Here is a 22015-nt window from a genome sequence, read left to right on the forward strand (position 1 = left end):
GTTTATCGACCAAAACCCGGACCATAAATCTGTACACCGGAAACATCCTTCAAACGGAGCAAATACCCTGACTCAACCATGCGCCGGAAACCCGCGGCCGCCGGCGTACCATCTTTCGGCCCCCACTCGGCATTCCAGACCAAGATATAACTAAGCCCTTGAAAATCCTTTCGCAGAGCAGTTAGGACGCCTGCATCCCAAAAATCTACCAACTCTTGCGCACCGGGTCGCGCGCCAATTTCTGTAAAAGCCAGCGGCAAAGAGAATCTGCTCGCAATTTCCGAAACGACCTTGAAACTACGAACAAACGACTCATTGGCAATATTCGGAACTGGTGTGTTGTCGTAGCCATCGAGGCCAACAACATCGACATATTTCGGACCGGGCCAATAGCCCATAAAACGAGCAACAGAGGCCGTCTTATCAATGTTTGGCGACCACACCCAAAGGAGGTTTCGAACCCCTTTTTCACGGACCAGATAATCGTGACAGAACTGCCAAAGACTCACTAGCTGCTCACCGGACTTGGCATTCCCCCACCAGAACCACCCGCCATTCATCTCGTGAAATGGGCGAAACAAAACTGGCACATTTTTGCCGTTGACCGTAAGACTCTTCAAATACGAAGCAAGCCGGTCGAGATAAGCAACAAACTCCGTATGAGCCACGCCGCCAGGTAAAACAGCCGTTAACGGATCGCCATTTCGATCCCAGGAATTTCCACCCGTCACAAAATTTGGCATGTGATCGACCAGCGTCACAATGCCGCCAGCCAGATACTTTTCTTTCAAATACTTAACCCCAGTCTCGCGCCCGACGAGGTTTTTCTCAATGGAGCCATAGTCGTAATACTCAACACCGAAGACCAGCGGCTCCTTGCCCGTAATTCTCGCCTGGTCGTCCCAGCCTATCGTTTTCACACCACCATTCCACTGAGCCCCAAGGGCGGGACGCTCTCGGTTTTTAAGCAACCAGTGCGACAACGCCACGGTTTCCTCGGTATTACCAGCCAGCGCGTTAGTCGGTAACAACACAAGAAAAGCCAGTACATGAGCGAGAAAGACGAAAAACTTCTTCACAACGAACGCCTTCCGAAGAGGATTTGCACGATCAGCCACATACGCTCATGCTGCCCTCGAAAGCCTCGACGCAAAGCCTGCAACAGCATTACGAACCAAACAGCAGGAAGGGCGTACGGATAAAATCGGGCAGTGAATTTCAGGCGATTCCGAAAAAGGTAAAAATCAGATAAACGGCTGGTTCTCCTGGTATCGCTACTGGATCCAATCGTTGCCCCCTCCTTGTGATACACAACGGCCTCCGGGCAATATCCAAGGCGATAGATTTTCTTCGACCTTTCGGCCCAATCCAATTCCTCAAAAAACAAAAAATAGTCTTCAGCCATCAGCCCTACACGCTCGATGACTGATCGACGAACAAACATCGAAGCGCCGCAAACGTAATTCATCGCCTTCTCAACCTCGACTCTCGAATGAGGTTGCCCTGGAGTTGCCCAATGCCCTACATAGCGTGCGCGACCAGACCATGGATTATGTTTAGCGCCACCGTAAGCCTGGACGCGGTCTCCCGGCTCGACGTAACGCAACAACGCCCCACAAATCCCTACCTCAGGATCTTGTTCCATTCTTGCAAGCAGAGCCGACATCGCGTTGGGCTCAACCAAACAATCATTATTCAGAAACCAGAAATAATCGAAATTCGCAGCACGCATCGCCAAACGCACACCGACATTATTTCCACCGGCAAATCCGAGATTTGAACCGGTAGCAACAAAGACCACCTGCTTGCTGAATGCGTTACATATAGTTTCTGAACTATCTGACTCATCAATCAATGTTTCGATTGCCAGATCAGGATGAAGTCTTGCCCAAGATATAAACTTTTCTTCCGAGCCATCATTGGATGCATTATCACAAACAACAACACGGAAATCAGAAGCCCCTGTTGTATTCAATAGGCTTTCAATAGCTGCAATCGTGTCAGATGCATTTCGCCAATTTAGAACGATCACAGCCACACTCATTTAATCACCAGCGGCTTATTTAACACAACAACAGAAGCCAAAAGAAAAGCAAGAAAAAACAGATTACCAGTTAGCGAAAGTGTTACCGTGGTCATCAAAAACACAATAAGGGAAGTCGCGAAAGCCAGATGAACCACAGTATTACTATCACAATCACGCACAGCGCTTCGAATAGATATAAATACAGCAGAAATAATGCATAACAAATAACACCCTAACGCAACAACACCCGACTCAACCACAAACGACAAAAGCAGACTATCGATTGTGAGAATACCGCGTGCCCCTACAAAACCAATCAAACCTGCAGCCTGATTAACCCCATACCCAACAAGAGGACTATCTAAAACCAATGGGATAGCACGATAGAACATCAACATTCGAGCAGCGGTGCTTGATGATTCAGCAGAACTACGGCCAGATAGTACAAGTAATACCTGATCAACAAGCAACATCCCAATTAATGCCGCTAGAGCCAAGCCAAAAACCGAGATAATCAGCGTCCCTAATTTTATGTTTCGACGAAAAAACTGAATAGCCATAGCCAAAGCGCCCATGCTGATTACAGAAGAAAAACTCAACAAGACTCCGGAACGGGAACCCGTCAGCCAGGCCGATCCAATTGCGAAGCCAATAGTCAACAAGGCAACACAACGAAATATCACCCTATTGAAGCGAAAAAATCCCGCAATCAATAGTGGAATAATAGATACCAAAAACTGTGCATAGGTAAGAGGATGATCAAATGTTGACTGAATTCGATAGCCCGAATCTCGAATTTTTGAAAACATAGCCTCTTGTGCATACTCATCTGTTATAGGCAAAACCCCAACAAAAACATTTCTCTGCAACAGATACTCAAAAACACCAATCAAACATATAAAAAACGTCAAACAAACCAAAATCTTAATGAATTTTTGAACATTTTTTGGTTCACACATAGCCCCAACAAAGAAAATTGTCATTAATACAAAACAAACGATTTCGTTTAAAAATCCATATAAAGAACCTATTGGATTATCTGCAAATGCCACACTAAGGAATCTAAACAGCGCGAATACAAAAACTGGGAAAACAATGAGTTTACTACTCGACAACTCAATTGCTAATCTCCTCCTAAAACAGGGTGACCGTAACAAATACAAAAGCCCAAAAAACAATGAGAGCGCTAGAAAAACCCTAGCAGGAGTCACCCCAGGAAGCCCACCTATTCTTATATATGCATACCTTGGCCACAATAAAGCAGCAGATAGCAATAAAAACCCAAGCAAGAAAAACAATCTATTTGGATAAATCTTAGAAACCGGCAGAACAAAAATCAAAACGACCACTATCGGCGCAAAAAAAACAGGAAGCAGAACGTAAGCCTCAAGCCCAACGGCAGCACCACCAAGCACACAAAACACAAACAGCAATATTGAATAGCTCAATTTCGGAAAAACAACTTTCGCCTCAATTGGGCAAGAGCCATCTGGCACCGCATTAAATTTTTCGTCCATTATTTGTCGTTCAACGAGCGCAACCAAGTACCAATTGAATTTCTTAATAAACGCTTTTTTGAGCTATTTAAAGACAATTTCAACAGACCCATCTGAATATATTTTGGAATTTTTCTTAATGCCAATTTCCTACCAAATAACCGCGCCGCAACCATCCGTTTTCGATCTGCCTGGTAGGGCTGCATTCTTTCGATGTCTTCAATCGGCAAATCAGCAACTGCCAAGTAACCAGCCTCCACCGCATCATTGACGAGTTGCATGCCTTTTGTGCTTCGACTCAAAACAAGGCTCCTGCCGTCGCTTTCCTCAAAAGTCGGATAACCTTTATCGTTGCCGTACCAAGCATCTGCACAAGTCACATCGGCAAATTCACCAGTGCCATCCGGGCAAATTTTGCAGCGGAACTGAAGGTGGCGATTGAGGATATTTCCCCATGAACTGTCATAGTCCATTTCACCAACCTTGCCCTCTGCAGTTTCCGCACGAGCCTTGCCCGGCCAGCCATTTCCTCGATAGCGGAATCGAATAGTCTTCTCGGGCTCCAGCCCCATGGCACGAACAACAGCCTCCGTCCCCTTGAACCCGGGCGTACCTGCGCACATGAATGACATCAAGATAGGAAACTTCTCCGCCACCGTTGCTCGACGTCGGGAAATGGCGCGAAGCGCAGCAACGTCACAGGGCTTGCCGATAAAGGCGAAAACCCCTGGTTCTTGCAAGCAGTTCTCAAGGGCGACAAGTGGCGAGGCTGGCGCATAACGCGAGCCTGCACCGCGCAGGACATCGGCTCTGGTTCGGCTAATTTGCGCAATATTTGCAAACGCTTCGGTATCGGAGGGGGCTATATGCAGCACGCCATCGACCTTGCCGCTTTCGAGTAAGTAAATAGCCAGCGCGCTCAAACCACCACCCGACGACCCTTTATAGCGAATATCCTGCTCTACGGCGAAACCGGTTTGTGAGCGCTTTACCGGCCCCCACAGAGGAAGGAAGGTTTCATCACGGACGGTATGTTCAAGACGAATACCAGGACATGAGTTTGCGAAATCACCGGATTCTTCTACTGTTAACTGCCGGGTCTGCTGCGGCCTCGCGTAGCCCTTGGCATCGATTTCCATCCGTGCGGCAGGAGAAAAGAACATGCCTGCGCACAGACCACAACCGGTACAGAGATCACTCTTGACGACATCTTCGATCGCCTTAGTCATGACAGCGCTGTTCCAGTAATGTTTGCGCAACGTAGTCCACGTAGCAAGCCAACTTCTCATGGGCAAGTCGAATTCCCGCACCGACGTCCAAGGCTAGTTTTTCACGCTCGTCATAGGCTTTAGTCATCGTCGAAAATGCTTCGCCTACGCTCATTTTTTTGCAGTCAACGAGTACCGGATATTTCAGGGAAGCGAACAAACCGTTGAACTTCCGTGAATAGGCGAGCGGCACTGTCGGAACACCAGCCGAGAAGGCGCCAATACAGGCATGCATTCGACCGCCGACAAAGAAATCCAGCCCGGACATGAATGTCTTGGCATCGCATGGATTATTGAAGGGACCGGCAAGTTGCAGTCTTGGATATTGGCTTATCAGTTTCTTCGAGGCGTGGACGTCATCCTCTTCCGGAATATCCCGCGACATAACATGCGGGATCAGCCAAACATCGGCATCAGGTAGAGCCAGAGCCCATTCAATTGTTCGGTGGGTCAGCTCAACAAAGTCGAGGGTCAAACCAAGTTCATTCTTCCCACTGTAACCGCCCGCGAAAAGCAGACCTGATACGTTCAGGCCAATCTGGATTCTGCCTCCTTGTTTTGCTCGTTTAACGAATGGCAAGCGAAAGGCCATATCGATAGCCTCCTGACTTTTTGTAACCTGGCCATTTTCGTCAAGATATTGTTTCGACAGGGGATCACGTGCGAAAACTTGCGTTGCGCTGGCCAAGGCCCAGCGCGCCAGAATGGCGCTTGATGTTGTAGAAAACGGACCTATCGTCTGCGGACTAAGAATCATGCGACGCCCGCCCGCACCGGCCAGTCGCTTACTCAAACACAAGTAAACGAGGCGTTTCAGGCCATAGATATCTGAAAAACTATCGCCCTCGCCCACATCAAGTACGACTTGGCAGGAGGTGAGGCTTTTGCGGAGGTAGGAACCCGGACTCAGCAAGGCTTTGGCATTTACGCCGATGTACTCGATCTCTTCGAATCCGTCCGGCATGGGGATCGAACCGTCGAGTTGCCACCCAAATACTTTAATTTTTACCGTTTTTCCAGCGCGCTCGGCAGCTTCTTTAACAATTGCGATTTGCGAGAAAGTTAGCGCGACAACGCCAAGATTTCCTGATGCCATCGAATGCCAGAGCAAGCCGACAATAATGCTACGGGTGCTTTGATGCGAGGTGTTATTGGTCATGTTTTAGATTCAATTTTTAGCAAACTTACCGAGGACTCTGTCCCGCTGTTGCGGTGCCATCGCACCTATCAGCGCGGTGGCAAATTCATCCTGCAATCGATATTCAGTCGCTGGGTTGCTTCCGATTGATGAAATACGAACCAGGAGCCCATCAGGAATTTGGCCGTTCATGCCATAGCGAATGATGGCTTTTTTATGCCCCAAGCCTGATGTAATCAATTCCTCACCAACTACCACCCAATACGTTATCGGCTCTACCCGTTCTCCATGCGTACCTACCAAGCGTACGGCCGGAATGTCGGCATGCCCGATTCTCACTAATTCAACCTTGCGATCACCTATTTGAAAGCCTTGAGCCGGATAACAAACCTCTGGGTAATGTGACCTGCCCTCTCCGCGCTGGTCCTTACCGTAGGCCAAGGACAACATGACACGCTGCCCAACTGCATTTGAATAGGTTCTGGATAGTGTCTCTGTATAAACATTGGCCAGTTGTGCCTCTACACGAGGGTCGACCGTCAGCGGAGCAACCTGCATATCCTCATGCCACTCACCAAATGATTTGGGAACAAACGAATCAAGACGATGCTCTCCGCGTTGCTCCGCAATTAACTGGGTGGGCGTCAGGACTTTGGCTGCCGCACTTGCTGCAAGCATGCACACAGCGATTAATAGCCCTCGTTGCACAGGCCTCATTCAAAAGCTCCAAGCGCCAGATAACTGGGGGAGAAAAGCGACACATCCGAACACAGCCGTGGCGGAAACTTTCGTTGAAACGTTCATCACTTTGTTGCGAACAGCCCCCAGCATGTATATGAGCGCCAAGACAAAATTTGCCGTGATAACCGACCATAGCCAGCCAGCTACGCCATGCTCTGATACTAGTAAAGCAGCCAGCAGCAAGGCCAAGGCCAAATGAAGTGAAGTAGAAATTGCTCGGAATTGTTGGTATCCATGTGCGGTGAGAATTAATCCCCAAGATGCGGCAAAAAACCGCACGAAGAAGAGAATTCCAAATAAGGGCAGGAGTGTTGCCAACTCGGCATAGCCGCTCCCAAGCAGAAGCGACACAATTAATTCGGCTCCGTAGGTCAGCACGAGGCCGAACGAAATGCCACAGGCGAGAAAAGCCAACTGTACTTTTTCAGCTGATCGTTGGGCCGCAGCTTTATCTGAGGCGACTCTAGCCACGGAAGGCAGAAAGACATTTGCGAGAATGGGAGCCATTTGGGCTCCCCCCTGGAAAACGCGCATGCCGGCTTGATATAGCCCCACGGCTCCGACACCGACATATGCACGTAAAATCAAGCTATCGATATGCCCAAACAGGTTCCCGAGTCCAAAGTCGATGGCGTAGCTCTTGGAACGTTTCAAGAGCAGTAGGCCTTCCATCAGGGATGCCTTTTGGAGATTGCCCAGCGTGTTATGCAGGCCAATATAAACAACAAAGAACTGAACCAGGCGAGTTAGGCAATAGGCAATTGCCATCGAATTTTCGCTTGGTGAGATAAGCGCAGCGACTGAAACTGCAAAAAGTTGCATTACCGCGACGGCGGTGACCCATCGTGTTTCCATTGAGTAAAGCGATTTGGCGCGATAGGCAACAAAAAAGGTTTCTGCCAACATTTCCAAAAGGCTGGCGACAAGAAGCGTCAGCATGAGAATAGGCATTTCAACGAACGGTGCTGCAACACCTGCTAGCGCAATGAGCAGGAACGAGATAAGCAGGCGTGCCTTCAATGCTTGGGCTATCAGCGAGGGCAACCGAGAAACATCTTGGCCAATTTCTCGAAGCAGCAAGTTACCCAAGCCAAAGTTGGCCACCAACGAAAGCAAGTAGGTGGCCGAAAACCAGAACATATAGTGGCCAAAGCCATCAGGCCCGAGTGCTCTGGCGATAACAATAAACACCAGGACTCCACTACCAACTCTAGCGAATGTGCTCGCCCCCATCCACGCAAGGTGTTTAAGCACAGAGCCCCCACAAATGAATGCTCTGCTTACCCAACATTTTTATAACCTAGGCGTTGAAATTTTCCACTGAAGTGAAAAAGGCTATCAACACCGACAATTAACAGAAGAGCGCTTATGAACAAGACCATTCCGGCAAACCCGTGCAGGAACCCCTGCCCTGCTGCATCACCGTAGTGGTAAGTAATCAATGTGAGGGCGATGACCCGGATAGTGTTGGCGGTAAAAGAGATGGGAATTATCGTTAGGGCGAGCACAGCGTTCCGCAGAAACGACTCGTGGTTAATTACATGGAGGTAGAGCAAACCGAGCGCTTCGAGCGTAAACAGGGTATGCAAACCGGCACAGGCATCGGCAACCAGCAACTTGTACTGGCCAATCTGCAGGATGACCCCACTACGGGAGATTGGATACTTTAACCAATAGAGCATGTGCTCCGCTGCCCAGGAAACGCCGATTTTCATCGGAAGCGTCAGCGTATCCACGACTACACCGGGCAGAGGCATCATGAAAAGCAGGAAAAGCAGTGGAAACCACAGAGTACGAATCGCTGCCCAGCCCCTCAGGATAAGCAGCAGGCCCGCCAAGACTGGAATCTGCGAGCCAACCTCGAAAAGCAGGATGTCCTGCGAACGGCCAAGGATGTAGAGCAGCAGGCCAAAAACGAACACCGGCCAGCCGGCTTTGGCGGGTGCTGCCGGCAATTCATTGATCTTGCGGCGCTGTTGCCAGAAGAAGAACAAGGCAACGCCGAGAATGATCGGGCCGTGCGCCTGATCTTCAGAAATCCAGAGGCTGCGTGCCAGGTCCACATAGGTGGGCACGAAGAGCAGCACCAGCCCGAGGAGTGCAGGAAACCATTCCGCCACGACAGCGGGGATGGTGGCTTTGGCTTGCACGCAGAGTCCGTTAGCCGTTGTTGAGCACGGCGCCGACGACGGCGACACCGGCGTGCTGCAGCGAGGAAACCAGCGTCTGTAGCTGCGGCGCCAGGCTGAGGTCCTTGCGGGCGACGACGACGGCGCCCCGGGTGCGGGCGGCGATGGTCTGGTTGTCGGCGGTTTCGGCCCCGGCCGGAGTGTCGACCACGACGATGTCGTACTGGCCCTGGACGGTGGCCATCAGCGCATTGAAGACCGGGCGGGCGAGCAGTTCCTGCGGATTGGGTGGGGTGGCGCCGGCCGGCAGGATGGAAAGGTCGATCAGGCCGGGAATGCGGGTCACCGCTTCGCCGAGTTCGGCGCGGCCGGCCAGCAGGCTGGACAGGCCGAGCTTGTTTTCGAGGCGGAACAGTTGGTGCTGGCGCGGGTGGCGCAGGTCGGCGTCGATCAGCAGCGTGCGTTCGCCCAATTGCGAAAAGACAACGGCCAGATTGGCGGCGGTGAAGCTGCGCCCTTCGCCCCGGCCGGCACTGACCACGGCCAGTGTCTTGTGGCCGGCTTCGGCGTCGAACCAGCGCAGCATCAACTGGCTGCGCAGGGCGCGCAGTTGCTCGACAACCGGGCTGAAGGGCTTGAAGGCGGCGATCACTTCTTCGCTGACACGCTCGTCGCCCGGCATCAGATAGGGGTAGTCGTACTGGCGGGAGAGCGCCTGCTGAATGTCGGCCTCAGAGAGCAGGCCGAGCTGGATGGCGGCATCGCCGAAGCGCAGGCCCTGCTCTTTTTGCAGTTTGAGGATGCGTTCGGCCGCTTCCGGCGTCAGCCGGCCGTTGTCGATCAGGATGGCGCCGATGGAACGGCCCGAGCCGCTAGTGAGTTTTTCGTTGATTGCGTTCATCGCGGATCAGGCCTCCGAAACGGCTGGCTGTTGCTGATTGCTGTCCCGCAAGGGGACTTCCTTCGGGGCGCGGTCGACCGGCATTTTTTGCCAAAAACGCCAGCTCTTGCGGGCAGCCGGCGGCAAGGTCGAGTCGAGTTCGGCCAGGACCGGGAGGTCGAGCGCCAGGCGAAGGTCTTCGGCCGAGCGGATGCGACGTTGCCCCAGTTCGAGGACGAGCGCGGCACCGACGCCGAGCATGCCGCCGAGGAAGATGGAAACCAGTACGTTGAGGAAAATCTTCGGGCGGGAATGCCTGACCGGCTCGGTGGCCGGGCTGAGGACCAGCACGTTGGTCTGCTGCGACTGCCCTTCCAGATTGCTTTGCGTCATCCGTTGGCCGACCGCCTCGTAAGCGCGGCGGGCAGTTTCGACATCGTTGACCAGCACCGAGAGCTCGTCACGCTGCGACTTGATTTCGAGCACGCGCTTTTTCTGCTCTTCGATGGCGGCTTTCAGTTCCTCTTGCTTGACCGCACCGAACTTGTTGGCGACGGCGGCCCCGCCGGAGATGCGGGCAATTTCCTCGCGCAGTTGCTGGCGCTGGCCCTGGATCTGTGCTTCGAGCTGCTGCACTTGCGGGTGGTTCTTGCCGAGGTTGCTGTTGAGCTCGGCCAGCTTGGACTCGGAACGGGCGATCTCGGACTTGAGGTTCTGGATCAGCGGGTTCTGCAGCACTTCGAGCGACAGTTCGCTGGTGCCGCTCTTTTGCCGGCTGGAGGCGTCGGCCTTCTGGGCCTGGGCAGCGGCCAGCTGGGCGGTCAACTCGTTGAGGCGGCCGGTTTCGTTGTCCATGATGCGCTCGTCGGTGATGACGATGCCCTTGTCCTGCTGATAGGCGGACAGGCGGGCCTGGGATTTTTCCAGCGCGGTGCGCAGGCCTTTTTGCCGCTCTTCGAACCAGGCGCTGTACTGGCGGGCCGGCTCGACGCGCAATTCGATCGAGGTGTCGATGTAGGCCTGGGCGAAAGCATTGGCGACGGCGGCCGCGAACTGCGGGTCTTTCGCCGAGAAGTTCACGTTGATGACGTTGCTTTCGCGGGATGGCTTGATGTCCAGCTTTTTTTGCAGCAGCGTCGCGTAGAAACCTTCGATCGTGCCTTTGCCATCACCGTCGTCCTGCCAGGTTTCGATGGCTTCGGCGTTCTTGTCGATGCCGAGTAGCTTGACGACGCGGGTGGCGACGCGGTCGCTGTTGATGATGTCCATCTGCGTCGCCATGTAGCCGGGCGCCATCATGCCCTGCATGACCATGCCGGCAATCGGGTCCGGCGATTTGACGTCGATCACCAGCGAGGTGGTGGCGGTGTATTCCTTGGGCAGGATCAGGCTGACGAGCAGCGTCGTCATGACCGTGACGCCGAACACCGACAGCGCCAGCTTGCGGCGGGCCCAGAGGATGAGGAGAAATTGCTGAAAAGTCATGCGGGGCTTTCGGTGATCTTCGTGGTCAGAAGAAGCTTTCCTGGACGTAAAGCACGTCGTCGGCCTGGATGGCGTCGGATTTTTCCGGCGAAACGACGATGACCGAACCGTCCGGCCCACGGCGATGGATGCGCAGGCCGCGTTCGGTGCCGCGAATGGTCAGGCCGCCGCCTTGGGCCAGGCCTTGCAGCACGGTCATGTTGCGTTCGAGGCGGTAGGAGCCGGCACGCTGGACTTCGCCGTAGATATAGAACAGCGGGGCGCGATGGACGTAGATGACGTCGCCGCCGGCCACCGGAATATCGAGTTCGGTATTGCCGGTGATGAACATCGCCGGAATGTCGATTTCCTTGCGGAAGGGCTTGCCTTCGCGAATGCCGGCCAGGGTGACGACATCGGCGCCGCCGCCAATGGCCCCCGAAGGCATGGCTCCGCCGGCCGTGGCCAGCATGTCGGTGATACGGGTATTGCCGGTCTCGATCGGGAAACGGCCCGGGCGGTTGACCATGCCGAGCACGGAAACCTGGTTGCCCCTGACCTGAACGAGCAGGATATTGACCTGCGGCTTTTGCACGAAGCCGCCTTCGCGCAGCTTGGAGGCAATGGCCAGCTCGGCATCGGCAATCGACAGGCCGCCCAGTTGCACGGCGCCGATCAGCGGATAGGTAACGGCGCCGCTTTCGGCGACACGGGTTTCAACGGTGAGGTCCGGGTTCTGGAAAACGCTGATCTTGATCGCGTCGCCGGCGCCGAGTCGGTAATCGGCCTGCTTGTCCTGCGCCGAGGCGCCGAGCACGAGGCCCAGCGCGAGCAGAAAGCCAAGGGAGAGTTGCTTGAGGTAGTTCATAGTCTGCTTGCCCACGCCTTACTTGAGGCCGCCGATGCCTTTGTTGATGACGGCATCGCCGCCCGTTGCCGCGGCCTTTTCCGGTGCGGCAGCTGTCGCCGCGGGGGTGCCGGAAAACTCGCCGACGTATTCGATCTTCGCCTTGTCGCGCAATTGCTTCATCGAGTCGCGCGCCAGATCAACCTTTTGCTTGTTGCTCAGGTAGTTCTCGATGAACGGCTGGGCCTTGGCTTCATCGAGCGGCTCGGACTTGCTGGCGAGCACGGTGATGATCGCGGCACGGCCCGGGGTTTCGATCAAGTGCGGTAGCCCCTCCTTGGCCTGAGCCAGCTTGGGCAGGATTTCCAGGGCCAGTTGTTCGGCCGGCTTGACGGTAACACCGCCAACCACTTCAACGCCCTTGGCCTTCAGGCCGGTGACGATTTCGGCGACGCTCTTGCCCTTGCCGAGCAGTTCCCTGACCACGGCCACATTGTCCGGCGTGGCGGCGAAGAGGACTTCCTCCAGGCGGTAGATCTTGCGGTTGGCAAAGAGCTCGGGGTGTTCGGCGTAGAACTTGCCGACTTCGCTGGTCGAGGCCTTGCCCAGCTTGCCGACCGATTGCTCGAGGTAGGCACGGGCGAGGATTTCGCGGCGGGCATTCTCGATCGCCTGCATGACGGTCGGCGTCCGTTCGAGCTTGGCTTCCATCGCTTGCTGGACGGCCAGTTCCTGGTCGATCAGGCCTTCCAGCACCTGGCGCTTGGCGGCATCGGCCTGGGCCGGCGGGATGTTGGGCGTGCGTTGCAGAACGTAATTGACCTGATGCACGGAGATTTCGCCGCCATTCACCTTGGCCACGACCTGGGTGGCGGTTTTCTTCTCCGGCGGGCGTTCACCGCAGGCACTGAGGACAAAGGCAGAAATGACCAGACTGGCGATGGTGCTGAGCTTGTTCACGTGGACGCTTTCAAAGTTGGGCATACGGAATTCGGGTTGCCGGCCGACAGCGGGCGGCAGATGCGGGTTGTTTGGGACAGGCGGCGCATGTCAGTACTGGGCCGAGGCCGAGACAAAGCCGATGCGGTCTTTGTAGTCGAGCGAGTCGTAATTGACGTTACGGTTTTCGTAGGCAACGCCGGCCTTCAGCTCAACCCAGCGCACCGGCAGATAGGCCAGATCGAAGCCGACGCGGGTGAACTTGTCTTCCCGCTGCTCGGTGCCGGCCGGCAAGGCGACGATCTCGCCTTTGTAGGAGCGCAGGCCGTAGCCAAGGCGAGCGGTGGCGGTCAGGGTGCTGGTGGCGGCCCATTTGGTGGCCAGCGTCAGTTCATCCAGCACGTAGTAGCTGGAGGTCAGTTGCTGGAAGGTTTCCAGGCCGTGCTTGTAGCCGAGATTGAGGCTGCCCTTGGCGGTTGCCGCATAGGCGAAATCGAGATTGCCGACCCAGCCGTCGTAGTCGCGGTCGGCGAAGTGGTCGTGCTTGCGCGCCAGGTATTCGAGGCGGCCGCGCACCTGGCTCTTGCCGGTCAGACGCCAGTCGGCATCGAGTTCGTAGCTGTCCTGGACGAAACCGTTGTCGTACTGCAGCGTGCTGTTGAACTGCCGTTTCGAGTAGGTGCCGTCGAGATGCTTGGCGCGCACGGTCACCGTGTTGCCGGACAGCGGCCGGTAACGCAGGCCGTAGTTGTAGCCGTTGGCGTCGTAGTCGCTGTCGGCCAGAAAGGGCTGTTCGTTGGTCAGGCTGTAGCGCGAAACGCCGACCACTGCCGCCCAGTTCGAATGAAACCAGTAGTTGGCGCTGAACCGTTCGTTCTCGATGGTACGGACGTTGCGGACCCGGAAATTGCGGTAGTCGGAAAACGAATTGAGCGACTCATTGCGATCGACGGCGAGTTCGCCGGTCCAGCGCGTTCCGGCCGCCCACAGCCATTTCGCATCGTAGTTCAGGGCCTGAAAATCGAGATAGTCGTTGGTCTTGTAGCGATTATCGACCAGGCTGACATTGGCGATCAGGCGCTGCAAACCAAACAACTTGTTGAAATTCAGACCAAGCGTCATGGTCGTGATGGTGTCCGACTTGCCGTCCAGGCCGACGCTTTTCGGGTCGACCGAGGGGGCCAGGCGGAACAGGTTGTCATCACGCATCGATGACAGTGTGGCGCTCAGATTCAGGACGTCGCCCTCGTTGGCGCGCACCCCGGGCGCTTGTAAAAGCACCAGGCAAGCGAACGCGAGCAGCGATTTTTGACATGACATCATGCTTGCGATCTTATCACATTGCACTGCAACATTTTACACAAATGGCATTGCACAAAAAAACGAAAGACGGGGCCATTGCCCCGTCTGGATCTAGCACACCGCAAGGCGGACCACGCACTCACCGATTTGTGCACTGCACCTTTTAGAGGCGCGGCGCGCGACCGGCGAAAATACCCCCTAGACCTGCCGCGCCTTGCGCCGGGCGATGCCGGCGATCAGGCCAAGACCGGCCAGCAGCATGGCGTAGGTCGCCGGCTCGGGTACCGCACTGACCGACTGGGGCGCGGCGCTGAGCGACTGGGCAAAGGAGGCGCGCAGCGTGAATTGGGCACCACTCTGAGCGGCCAGCCCGGAAACCACGACCTTGTAGGCAGTTGCCCCGGCCAGATCGACATCCTGGTTGGCGGCGTCCTTAAAACTGGCCACCAGATTGTCGGCGTTGTTCTTACCGGCAATCACGCCGGTCAGGCTGGTGCCCGCCACCGTGTAGACGTTGATCGACAGGTTATCGAACAGGTTGCTCAGGGTGGTCGCGTAGATCCGGCCCTGGCTGGGCGAGTAGTCGCTGCCCGTCAGCAGCAGGAACTCCTGGGCGAAGGAACCCGGCTGGGCGACGGAGGAGATGAATGCGCTCTCCGTCGGTTTCGCCTGCACCACCCCGATCGCGAGCAACAGCGCTGCGGTGAACAGGCTATTTTTGATGATTTTCAGCATGATCGACCTTTCATTTACCGAGGTAGCGACGACGCGCCAGTGCCATCAGGCCCAGCCCGCCGAGCAGCAGGCCGAGGCCGGCCGGCTCGGGAACGGCCAGCGCCGCTGCCTGCAGAGAATAGCTCTGCCCCAGGTCAGCTGACTCCGTACCGCTAATGGTCAGGGTGTAGGTTTGCCCGGCCTGCAGACCACTCAGGACTTGCCCGACGGAGACCAGGTCGTCGGCCAGAACGACGTTCGGCAGATAGGTGCCGGCCCCGCTACCGCCGGTCAGGCTGAAGCTGAAACCGGGCAGATCGGCTGCCGAAGCGCCCCAGAAGAACGAAGTCAGGCCGAATTGCACGCTGCTGCCGGAGAGCAGGCTGAAACTGAAGCTGTCGAAAAACGGATCGCCGTCCGGCAAGGCAACTTCGAGCGGCGCGGAACCCGAAACGCCGACCGGGCCGAGCGTGTAAAACGCGGCATTGGCGGTGCCGGTCAGCGCCAGTGCGGCGACGGCAAAAGCCAGTTGTTTGAGTTTTGACATGGGGATAACCCGGGGAAATATTTGATGGCGCCGATTTTACCCAGCCGCCGACAGGGCCCCATTAGTCCATTCAGCCTATTCCGTGAGTTATTTCACGGAACGACGGAGCACCGGAAAAGGCCTTTCGAGGCGCGTTGCCGGCAGCGGCTGGCGGGATTTGCATGCCCGTTGTCCGCCCCGGCAATGGCCGCCCAGCCACCGGGGCGCCTACGATAACGGCTGGCAATAACAACCAGGAGACAACATGCAGGCCTTTCAGGATTTTTACCCGGAGAACGTGGCGCACTGTTACGGCTGCGGCCGGCTCAATGCCGATGGGCACCAGATCAAGACATTCTGGGACGGCGACGAAACGGTGACCCGCTTTCAGCCCAAACCAGAACATACGGCGATTCCCGGCTTCGTCTATGGCGGTCTGCTCGCCTCGCTGATCGACTGCCATTGCACCGGCACCGCCGCTGCCGCGATGTACCGGGCGGAGAACCGGGCGATGGACAGCCTGCCGGCTTTCCGCTTCGTCACCGGCTCGCTGCAGGTCAGCTACCTAAAGCCGACCCCGCTCGGTCCGCAACTGGAAATCCGTGGTCGGGTGAAGGAGATCAAGGGCCGCAAGGTCGTCGTCGAGGCGACGCTTTATGCCGAAGGTGTCGCCACCGCACGCGGCGAAGTCGTCGCCCTGCAAATGCCGGATAGTTTTACGGCCTAGGGAAACACTGAACAAATCGTCATCCTTGCGAAAGCGGGGATCCAGTGCCTTGACGCTTCTGGATTCCCGCCTACGCGGGAATGACTAATCGGATTTAATCAGCACTTCCTTAGGCAGTTGCCCTTCAGCCATTGGCGGACGCGGCGTGAAACAGCAGACGGTGCCGCTGGCATCGAAATGGACCTGGCAGGCGCTTTCCAGTTGCTGGCGTAAGCGGGCCCGGGCCCGCTGGACGCGCGACTTGGCGCCGGCCAGGGAAATGCCGAGCTGATCGGCCAGCGCCTGTTGCGAATGCCCCTCGATGTCGCAGAAAGTGATTGCCAGCCGGTCCTCGGCCGACAGTTCGCTGAGCACTCGGGGCAGGCACTGGCTGAGCGCCTCGACAACGGCCGGCTCGGTCCCGGGCATCGCCGGCAGATCGTCCGGCAAGGCAATTGTTTCGCGGCGGCAGCGCAGGTGATCGGCCAGGGCATTGCGCGCCACCTGGAAAAACCAGGCGCGTGGCTGGTTGACCGCAGCAAACGCCTCGCCCTGGCGGAGCGCCTTGATGAAGACTTCCTGCAGCAACTCCTCGGCATCTTCCGGCCGGGCACAGCGATGGCGCAGGTAGCCGAGCAGTTCGCCGGCCACCGCCTGCCAGGCGGCCAGCAGGCAGCCCGCCCCGGTGGATTCAGCCGCGCTCATACCACCCTTGGCTGGCATTGACGACGCGGACGACGAGCAGCATGACCGGCACTTCGATCAGCACGCCGACCACCGTCGCCAGCGCCGCCCCCGACTCGAAGCCGAACAGGCTGATCGCCGCCGCGACGGCCAGTTCGAAGAAATTGGAAGCGCCGATCAGGGCCGACGGGCAGGCGATATTGTGCTTTTCACCAAGCGCCCGGTTCAGCCAATAAGCCAGCGCCGAATTGAAGAAGACCTGGATCAGGATCGGCACGGCGAGCAGGGCGATAACCAACGGCTGGCGCAGGATGGCTTCACCCTGGAAGGCGAAGAGCAGGACCAGCGTCAGCAATAGCGCGGTGATCGACCACGGGCCGATTTTCGCCATGGCCGCGGCGAAAGCCGCCGGACCGCGCGCCAGCAGCGACTTGCGCCACCACTGGGCGAGTGCCACCGGAATGACGATGTAGAGGCCGACCGAAATCAGCAGCGTCGCCCACGGCACGGTAATCGCCGAAATCCCGAGCAGGAAGGCGACCAGCGGCGCGAAGGCGAAGACCATGATCAGGTCGTTGACCGCCACCTGCGACAGCGTGAACAGCGGGTCACCATTCGACAGCCGGCTCCAGACGAAAACCATCGCGGTACACGGTGCCGCCGCCAGCAGGATCAGGCCGGCGATGTAGCTGTCGAGCTGTTCGGCCGGCAGATAATCGACGAACAACTGGCGGATGAACAGCCAGCCAAGGAAAGCCATCGAAAACGGCTTGACCAGCCAGTTCACGAACAGCGTGACGCCGATGCCGCGGACATGCTGCCGTACTTCGTGCAGGGCGCCGAAATCAACCTTGACCAGCATCGGGATGATCATCACCCAGATCAGCAGCCCGACCGGCAGATTGACCTGCGCCACCTCCATCCGGCCGATCGCCAGGAAGACCCCGGGCATCGCCTGGCCGAGGGCGATGCCCGCAACGATGCAGGTAAAGACCCAGAGCGACAGGTAGCGCTCGAAACCGCTCATCGCGGCCGCAGCCGGCCGTTCGAGCGCCACTTCGCAGGGCGCGCTCATGCGGCGGCCTCGGCGTGAATCTGGCGGGCCGCATCGACGATTGCTGCGGTCGACATCGTTTCCAGGGGCAATTTCAAAAAGGCCGTGATGCGTTTTTCCAGTTCGCCATAGGCGGTTTCGAAGGCGGCCCGGCGGGCGGCCAGCGGTTCGACATGGGCCGGGTCGGCGATGCCCCAGTGCGCCGTCGCCGGGTGGCCGGGCCAGATCGGACAGGCTTCACCGGCCGCGCTGGCGCAAACGGTAAAGATGAAATCGAGCGACGGCGCCCCGGCCGCGGCGAACTCGTCCCACGACTTGCTGCGCGGCTGCCCGCCATTCGGCCAGGGTACGCCGTGCGCCGCCAGCGTTTCGAGGGCGACCGGATTGACCTGGCCGCTCGGCTGGCTGCCGGCTGAAAAGGCACGGATGCGGCCCGCGCCGAGATGGTTGAACAGCGCCTCGCCGAGGATCGAGCGAGCCGAATTGCCGGTGCACAACACCAGCACGTTGAAAGTTTTCATGGGCAGATTTCCGGATGGCAAAGATCGACCGCTTCGCCGCAGGGTTGGCCGCCGCAGCAATCCTCGGTCAGGTAGCGCAGCAACTCGTTCATCGCCGCATAGTCGGTCGAGTAATAGATGAACCGGCCTTCCTGGCGGGCCACGGCCAAGCCGGCCGCGACCAGTTCCTTGAGGTGGAAGCTGAGCCGGCCATTGGCCTCGATGGCCAGCGCCTCGGCGATCTTGCCGACCGACAGACCGGCCGCGCCGGCGCGGACGAGCAGGCGGAAGATTTCGAGACGGGTGGCGTGGGCCAGCGCCCCCAATGCAGTGACGGCAGTTTTTGATTCCATATTTCAATAATCGTTGAAATATTATCCGAAGGCAAGCACGACCCACCACTTTCCGCGCCTGGAGAGTTCTGGATTCCCGCCTGCGCGGGAATGACTAAGCGGAGCCCCCCTGCTTGCTGGCCCCTTGGCGCACTGCCTGCAATTTGCGATACAGCGTGCGCTGGCTGATGCCCAACTGCCCGGCCAGCGTCGACAGATCGCCGCCCAGCCGGTCGACCGCCCAGGCCAGGTAGCGCTGCTCGACACTTTCCAGATCGAGCACTTCGGCCAGTTGAAAAGCACCGCTGGCATTCGGCAAGACCGCCGGCAGATCTTCGGCCATTTCGGTCAGGTGCGGCAGTTCCAGCGTGTCGCCATCGGCCAGCAGGGAAGCGCGCTCGATCAGGTTGCGCAGTTCGCGGATATTGCCGCTGAAGCGCCGGCCACTCAGCCAGGCCAGTGCCGCCGGCGAGAACTTGCGGCCGGGCTTGCGATCGACCCGTTCGAGCAGGGAAGCGGCGAGCAGCGGGATGTCCTCGGCCCGCTCATGCAGCGCCGGGGTGTGGATCGGGAAGGTGTTGATGCGGAAATAGAGGTCGCGGCGAAAGGTTTCGGCCTGGACCATGGCCCGCAGGTCGCGATGGGTCGCCGTGATCAGCCGGAAATCGGCCGGCAGCCAGTCCAGCCCGCCGACCCGGCGATAGGTGCCGGTTTCGAGCAGGCGCAGCAGCTTGACCTGCAAGGACAGGGGCAATTCGCCGATTTCATCGAGAAACAGCGTACCGCCGGCCGCCGCCTCGACCAGCCCTTGTTTGCGGTGCGTGGCGCCGGTGAAGGCCCCCTTCTCGTAGCCGAACAGCTCGCTCTCGAACAGGGTTTCGGTCATGCCGGCACAGTCGACCGCGACGAATGGCCCCTCCTCGCGGGCGCTGGCCTCGTGGATGGCGTGGGCGACCAGTTCCTTGCCGGTGCCGGTTTCGCCGAGCAGCACGACCGCCGCATTCGAGTTGGCGACGCGCAAGACCTTTTCCAGCATGCCGATGAAGGCCGGCGAACGGCCGACCAGCCCCTGCGCCGCCGCCCGGCTGCTGGCCTGGCGAACGACGCGCATGGTTTCGACGAAATAGGCGATCTGCCCCCGGTCGTCGCGGATCGGCGTCGTTTCGACCGCGACATGCTCCTCGCCGCGCGGCGTGTGATGCAGGTGCAGGACGTGCTGCGGCGTGCCGGCTTCGAGGCTTTGCTTGAGCGGGCAGGATTCGCCGGCCTGGTCGCAGGGCACGGCGAAATGGTGCGACACCTCGTAACAAGTGCGCCCGACAATCGGTTTGCCGCCCCCGAACTCGCGGATATAGGCGGCGTTGGCGGCGACGATGCGGTAATCCGCATTCATCACAATGCGTGGCTCGGGCAGGCCGTCGAGAAAGGAAAGCAGTTCGCTGAGAAAGTGTGCCGTCATGTCATCGCCACCCGTTTTGCCAATTTTGACTGTCAATATTGTCACAAGCGCTCACCACAGGCCAGCCGCGCTGCCACAAAAACTGGCCAAGACATTGATTTATCGACCAAGCAGCCAGCTTGCCCAGGCAGGCACGTATTTTGTTACTAAAGTCATGGAGACCGGACGTCACGCCATCCAGAGCAGCGCTTTCCTCCCTTTCCCCCAGGGGGTGGTCAAGCTACCCGGAGAGCGTCGGCGACATGTTCAACGCATTCGCCCCGCAGGCTTGCTTTGATGTCGCCAGAACACTCCGGACAGCAGTGAGGCCGGTTTCCAACCCTAATTCAGAGCCAAGAGATCAATGAGCCAAGCCAGCCCGAGCCAGACCCCGGAAACGCCCCCGGTTGAAGTTTCCTTCTACGAAAAACGCAAGAAAATCTACGCCAAAGGCGTCCGCGGCCTGTTCGACAACTGGCGCATCGGCCTCGTCATCTTCACCCAGATTCTTTTCTACGGCGGCCTGTGGCTGGACTGGAACGGGCGCCAGGCGATCCTGCTCCATCTCGTCGAACGCAAGTTCTACATTTTCGGCCTGGTCTTCTGGCCGCAGGACGTCATCTACCTGTCGGCCCTGCTCATCGTTTCGGCCTACGGCCTGTTCCTGGTCACCGCCATTGCCGGCCGGCTGTTCTGCGGCTACGCCTGTCCGCAGACGGTGTATACCCAACTGTTCATGTGGATCGAGAACTGGATCGAGGGCGAGCGCAATGCCCGCATCAAGCTCGACAAGGCCCCGCTCGACGCCCGCAAACTGCGCCTCAAGGGCACCAAGCACCTGCTCTGGCTGCTCCTCTCGCTGTGGACCGGCTTTACGCTGGTCGGCTACTTCACGCCGATCGACGAACTGATGGAGAACGTCCGCACCTGGAACCTCGGGCCGTGGGAGGCTTTCTGGATCTTCTTCTACGGCGGCTTCACCTACCTGATGGCCGGCTTCATGCGCGAGCAGGTGTGCAAGTACATGTGCCCGTACGCCCGCTTCCAGAGCGTGATGTTCGACCCCGACACGCTGATCGTCAGCTATGACCCGGCCCGCGGCGAAACGCGCGGCGCCCGCAAGAAAGGGGTCGATGCCAAGGCGGCCGGCCTCGGCGACTGCGTCGATTGCGGCCTTTGCGTCCAGGTCTGTCCGACCGGCATCGACATCCGCAACGGCCTGCAATACGAGTGCATCGGCTGTGCCGCCTGTATCGACGTCTGCGACCAGGTGATGGATAAGGTCGGCCTGCCCCGCGGCCTGGTGCGCTATTCAACCGAGAACGCGCTGGAAAAACACCTGACGCGCCAGGAGATCGTCGCCCACATCGTCCGCCCGCGCATCCTGCTCTACACGGTGATCCTCGCCATCATTCTCGGCCTGACCACCTGGTTCCTGGCGCACCGCATCCCGCTCAAGGTCGACATCATCCGCGACCGTTCGACGCTGGCCCGCGAAGCCGACGACGGCAACATCGAGAACGTCTTCATGCTGCAGATCATGAATACCGAGGAACAGCCGCACCGCTACAAGGTGACGGTCGATGGCCTGAACGGCGTCGGCATCGCCGGCGACAGCGAAGTCGAAGTCCCGGCCGCGACGCTGCAGGGCTTCAACACGGTCGTTCGCGTGCCGCCGGAATCCGGCAAACAGGGCGCCAACCCGATTCACTTCGAAATCGTCGCCAGCGAGAACCCGGAAATCAAGGTTCGCGAAAAGGCCTCGTTCCTGATGCCCTGAGCGCAGGGCCAACCGACTCCGCCTTGGCGGGAGTTCATCTCCCGCCTTTTT

Annotated in this window: 22 protein-coding genes; 2 read left to right on the forward strand and 20 right to left on the reverse strand. The window is 57.9% G+C overall.

All coding sequences use genetic code 11. The features are described 5' to 3' along the window. Positions 1–2: 2 nt before the first annotated feature. The 15 genes from AT959_RS14505 to AT959_RS14575 form a co-directional block, all read right to left on the reverse strand. Positions 3–1079 carry a glycoside hydrolase family 26 protein gene (locus AT959_RS14505; RefSeq protein ID WP_066884264.1) on the reverse strand — a complete coding sequence of 359 codons (1077 nt, stop codon included), beginning with the start codon at positions 1077–1079 and terminating at the stop codon, positions 3–5. After that, the gene (locus tag AT959_RS20630; protein ID WP_083518426.1) at positions 1076–2044 is read right to left on the reverse strand and encodes a glycosyltransferase family 2 protein; all 969 of its coding nucleotides are present in this window, start codon (positions 2042–2044) and stop codon (positions 1076–1078) included. Before AT959_RS20630 ends, AT959_RS14505 begins: the two co-directional genes overlap by 4 nt. Beyond that, positions 2041–3543 carry an O-antigen ligase family protein gene (locus AT959_RS21215; RefSeq protein WP_157651315.1) on the reverse strand — a complete coding sequence of 501 codons (1503 nt, stop codon included), beginning with the start codon at positions 3541–3543 and terminating at the stop codon, positions 2041–2043. Before AT959_RS21215 ends, AT959_RS20630 begins: the two co-directional genes overlap by 4 nt. Continuing rightward, positions 3543–4751 carry a Coenzyme F420 hydrogenase/dehydrogenase, beta subunit C-terminal domain gene (locus AT959_RS14520; RefSeq protein WP_205629922.1) on the reverse strand — a complete coding sequence of 403 codons (1209 nt, stop codon included), beginning with the start codon at positions 4749–4751 and terminating at the stop codon, positions 3543–3545. Before AT959_RS14520 ends, AT959_RS21215 begins: the two co-directional genes overlap by 1 nt. Further along, positions 4744–5949 (reverse strand): polysaccharide pyruvyl transferase family protein, encoded by a 1206-nt coding sequence (locus AT959_RS14525; protein WP_066884270.1) that lies wholly within the window; start codon positions 5947–5949, stop codon positions 4744–4746. The genes AT959_RS14520 and AT959_RS14525 overlap by 8 nt, the downstream gene beginning before the upstream one ends. A gap of 9 nt (positions 5950–5958) precedes the next feature. After that, positions 5959–6645 carry an exosortase-associated protein EpsI, B-type gene (gene epsI, locus AT959_RS14530; RefSeq protein ID WP_066884272.1) on the reverse strand — a complete coding sequence of 229 codons (687 nt, stop codon included), beginning with the start codon at positions 6643–6645 and terminating at the stop codon, positions 5959–5961. Then, positions 6646–7923: an oligosaccharide flippase family protein gene (locus tag AT959_RS14535; protein WP_083518427.1), complete on the reverse strand. Its 1278-nt coding sequence runs from the start codon at positions 7921–7923 to the stop codon at positions 6646–6648. Positions 7924–7949: 26 nt separating this feature from the next. Continuing rightward, a complete protein-coding gene (xrtB, locus tag AT959_RS14540; protein WP_066884276.1) occupies positions 7950–8819 on the reverse strand; it encodes an exosortase B in 870 nt (289 codons plus the stop codon). A 10-nt stretch (positions 8820–8829) separates the two neighbouring features. Next, positions 8830–9699, reverse strand: coding sequence for a chain length determinant protein tyrosine kinase EpsG (epsG, locus tag AT959_RS14545; RefSeq protein WP_066884278.1), 870 nt, complete (start codon positions 9697–9699; stop codon positions 8830–8832). Between the two features lie 6 nt (positions 9700–9705). After that, entirely contained in the window at positions 9706–11163 is a 1458-nt protein-coding gene (gene epsF, locus AT959_RS14550; RefSeq protein ID WP_066884280.1) for a chain length determinant protein EpsF, read from the reverse strand. Positions 11164–11188: 25 nt separating this feature from the next. Next, positions 11189–12010 carry a polysaccharide export protein EpsE gene (gene epsE / locus AT959_RS14555; protein WP_066884282.1) on the reverse strand — a complete coding sequence of 274 codons (822 nt, stop codon included), beginning with the start codon at positions 12008–12010 and terminating at the stop codon, positions 11189–11191. A gap of 18 nt (positions 12011–12028) precedes the next feature. Continuing rightward, positions 12029–12973 (reverse strand): EpsD family peptidyl-prolyl cis-trans isomerase, encoded by a 945-nt coding sequence (locus AT959_RS14560; protein WP_066884284.1) that lies wholly within the window; start codon positions 12971–12973, stop codon positions 12029–12031. A 66-nt stretch (positions 12974–13039) separates the two neighbouring features. Further along, positions 13040–14251, reverse strand: a complete 1212-nt coding sequence (gene epsL / locus AT959_RS14565) for an XrtB/PEP-CTERM-associated polysaccharide biosynthesis outer membrane protein EpsL (RefSeq protein WP_338032517.1) — start codon at positions 14249–14251, stop codon at positions 13040–13042. A 177-nt stretch (positions 14252–14428) separates the two neighbouring features. Beyond that, the gene (locus AT959_RS21635) at positions 14429–14965 is read right to left on the reverse strand and encodes an FxDxF family PEP-CTERM protein (RefSeq protein ID WP_066884288.1); all 537 of its coding nucleotides are present in this window, start codon (positions 14963–14965) and stop codon (positions 14429–14431) included. A gap of 10 nt (positions 14966–14975) precedes the next feature. Further along, positions 14976–15491 carry an FxDxF family PEP-CTERM protein gene (locus AT959_RS14575; protein WP_066884290.1) on the reverse strand — a complete coding sequence of 172 codons (516 nt, stop codon included), beginning with the start codon at positions 15489–15491 and terminating at the stop codon, positions 14976–14978. A 244-nt stretch (positions 15492–15735) separates the two neighbouring features. On the opposite strand from AT959_RS14575, the gene AT959_RS14580 reads away from it, so the two are divergent. Beyond that, positions 15736–16197 carry a PaaI family thioesterase gene (locus AT959_RS14580; RefSeq protein WP_066884292.1) on the forward strand — a complete coding sequence of 154 codons (462 nt, stop codon included), beginning with the start codon at positions 15736–15738 and terminating at the stop codon, positions 16195–16197. An 84-nt stretch (positions 16198–16281) separates the two neighbouring features. Here AT959_RS14580 and AT959_RS14585 read toward each other — a convergent pair whose 3' ends face one another. From AT959_RS14585 to AT959_RS14605, 5 genes are all read right to left on the reverse strand, one after another. After that, positions 16282–16881 carry a sigma-70 family RNA polymerase sigma factor gene (locus tag AT959_RS14585; protein ID WP_066884294.1) on the reverse strand — a complete coding sequence of 200 codons (600 nt, stop codon included), beginning with the start codon at positions 16879–16881 and terminating at the stop codon, positions 16282–16284. Then, a complete protein-coding gene (gene arsB / locus AT959_RS14590; RefSeq protein ID WP_205629923.1) occupies positions 16868–17935 on the reverse strand; it encodes an ACR3 family arsenite efflux transporter in 1068 nt (355 codons plus the stop codon). Before arsB ends, AT959_RS14585 begins: the two co-directional genes overlap by 14 nt. Next, entirely contained in the window at positions 17932–18435 is a 504-nt protein-coding gene (locus AT959_RS14595) for an arsenate reductase ArsC (RefSeq protein ID WP_066884296.1), read from the reverse strand. Before AT959_RS14595 ends, arsB begins: the two co-directional genes overlap by 4 nt. Continuing rightward, on the reverse strand, positions 18432–18767 hold the full coding sequence (locus AT959_RS14600) for an ArsR/SmtB family transcription factor (protein ID WP_066884298.1): 336 nt from the start codon (positions 18765–18767) through the stop codon (positions 18432–18434). The genes AT959_RS14595 and AT959_RS14600 overlap by 4 nt, the downstream gene beginning before the upstream one ends. A 94-nt stretch (positions 18768–18861) precedes the next feature. Continuing rightward, complete coding sequence (locus AT959_RS14605; protein ID WP_066884300.1) at positions 18862–20205, reverse strand: sigma-54 interaction domain-containing protein; 1344 nt, start codon at positions 20203–20205, stop codon at positions 18862–18864. A 343-nt stretch (positions 20206–20548) separates the two neighbouring features. Here AT959_RS14605 and ccoG point away from each other — a divergent pair, with 343 nt between their 5' ends. Next, positions 20549–21964 carry a cytochrome c oxidase accessory protein CcoG gene (ccoG, locus tag AT959_RS14610; RefSeq protein ID WP_066884302.1) on the forward strand — a complete coding sequence of 472 codons (1416 nt, stop codon included), beginning with the start codon at positions 20549–20551 and terminating at the stop codon, positions 21962–21964. Positions 21965–22015 lie beyond the last annotated feature (51 nt).

The organism is Dechloromonas denitrificans (genome assembly GCF_001551835.1).
Taxonomy (GTDB): domain Bacteria; phylum Pseudomonadota; class Gammaproteobacteria; order Burkholderiales; family Rhodocyclaceae; genus Azonexus; species Azonexus denitrificans.

Bases quoted from the DNA above. Each gene is read 5' to 3' on its own strand.
- AT959_RS14600 (WP_066884298.1), bottom strand. From the start codon at position 18,767: ATGGAATCAAAAACTGCCGTCACTGCATTGGGGGCGCTGGCCCACGCC.
- AT959_RS14525 (WP_066884270.1), bottom strand. From the start codon at position 5,949: ATGACCAATAACACCTCGCATCAAAGCACCCGTAGCATTATTGTCGGC.
- AT959_RS14575 (WP_066884290.1), bottom strand. From the start codon at position 15,491: ATGTCAAAACTCAAACAACTGGCTTTTGCCGTCGCCGCACTGGCGCTG.
- AT959_RS14560 (WP_066884284.1), bottom strand. From the start codon at position 12,973: ATGCCCAACTTTGAAAGCGTCCACGTGAACAAGCTCAGCACCATCGCC.
- AT959_RS21215 (WP_157651315.1), bottom strand. From the start codon at position 3,543: ATGGACGAAAAATTTAATGCGGTGCCAGATGGCTCTTGCCCAATTGAG.
- arsB (WP_205629923.1), bottom strand. From the start codon at position 17,935: ATGAGCGCGCCCTGCGAAGTGGCGCTCGAACGGCCGGCTGCGGCCGCG.
- ccoG (WP_066884302.1), top strand. From the start codon at position 20,549: ATGAGCCAAGCCAGCCCGAGCCAGACCCCGGAAACGCCCCCGGTTGAA.
- epsG (WP_066884278.1), bottom strand. From the start codon at position 9,699: ATGAACGCAATCAACGAAAAACTCACTAGCGGCTCGGGCCGTTCCATC.
- AT959_RS14595 (WP_066884296.1), bottom strand. From the start codon at position 18,435: ATGAAAACTTTCAACGTGCTGGTGTTGTGCACCGGCAATTCGGCTCGC.
- AT959_RS14585 (WP_066884294.1), bottom strand. From the start codon at position 16,881: ATGAGCGCGGCTGAATCCACCGGGGCGGGCTGCCTGCTGGCCGCCTGG.
- AT959_RS21635 (WP_066884288.1), bottom strand. From the start codon at position 14,965: ATGCTGAAAATCATCAAAAATAGCCTGTTCACCGCAGCGCTGTTGCTC.
- AT959_RS14605 (WP_066884300.1), bottom strand. From the start codon at position 20,205: ATGACGGCACACTTTCTCAGCGAACTGCTTTCCTTTCTCGACGGCCTG.
- AT959_RS20630 (WP_083518426.1), bottom strand. From the start codon at position 2,044: ATGAGTGTGGCTGTGATCGTTCTAAATTGGCGAAATGCATCTGACACG.
- epsL (WP_338032517.1), bottom strand. From the start codon at position 14,251: ATGATGTCATGTCAAAAATCGCTGCTCGCGTTCGCTTGCCTGGTGCTT.
- epsF (WP_066884280.1), bottom strand. From the start codon at position 11,163: ATGACTTTTCAGCAATTTCTCCTCATCCTCTGGGCCCGCCGCAAGCTG.
- AT959_RS14520 (WP_205629922.1), bottom strand. From the start codon at position 4,751: ATGACTAAGGCGATCGAAGATGTCGTCAAGAGTGATCTCTGTACCGGT.
- epsI (WP_066884272.1), bottom strand. From the start codon at position 6,645: ATGAGGCCTGTGCAACGAGGGCTATTAATCGCTGTGTGCATGCTTGCA.
- epsE (WP_066884282.1), bottom strand. From the start codon at position 12,010: ATGAACTACCTCAAGCAACTCTCCCTTGGCTTTCTGCTCGCGCTGGGC.
- AT959_RS14580 (WP_066884292.1), top strand. From the start codon at position 15,736: ATGCAGGCCTTTCAGGATTTTTACCCGGAGAACGTGGCGCACTGTTAC.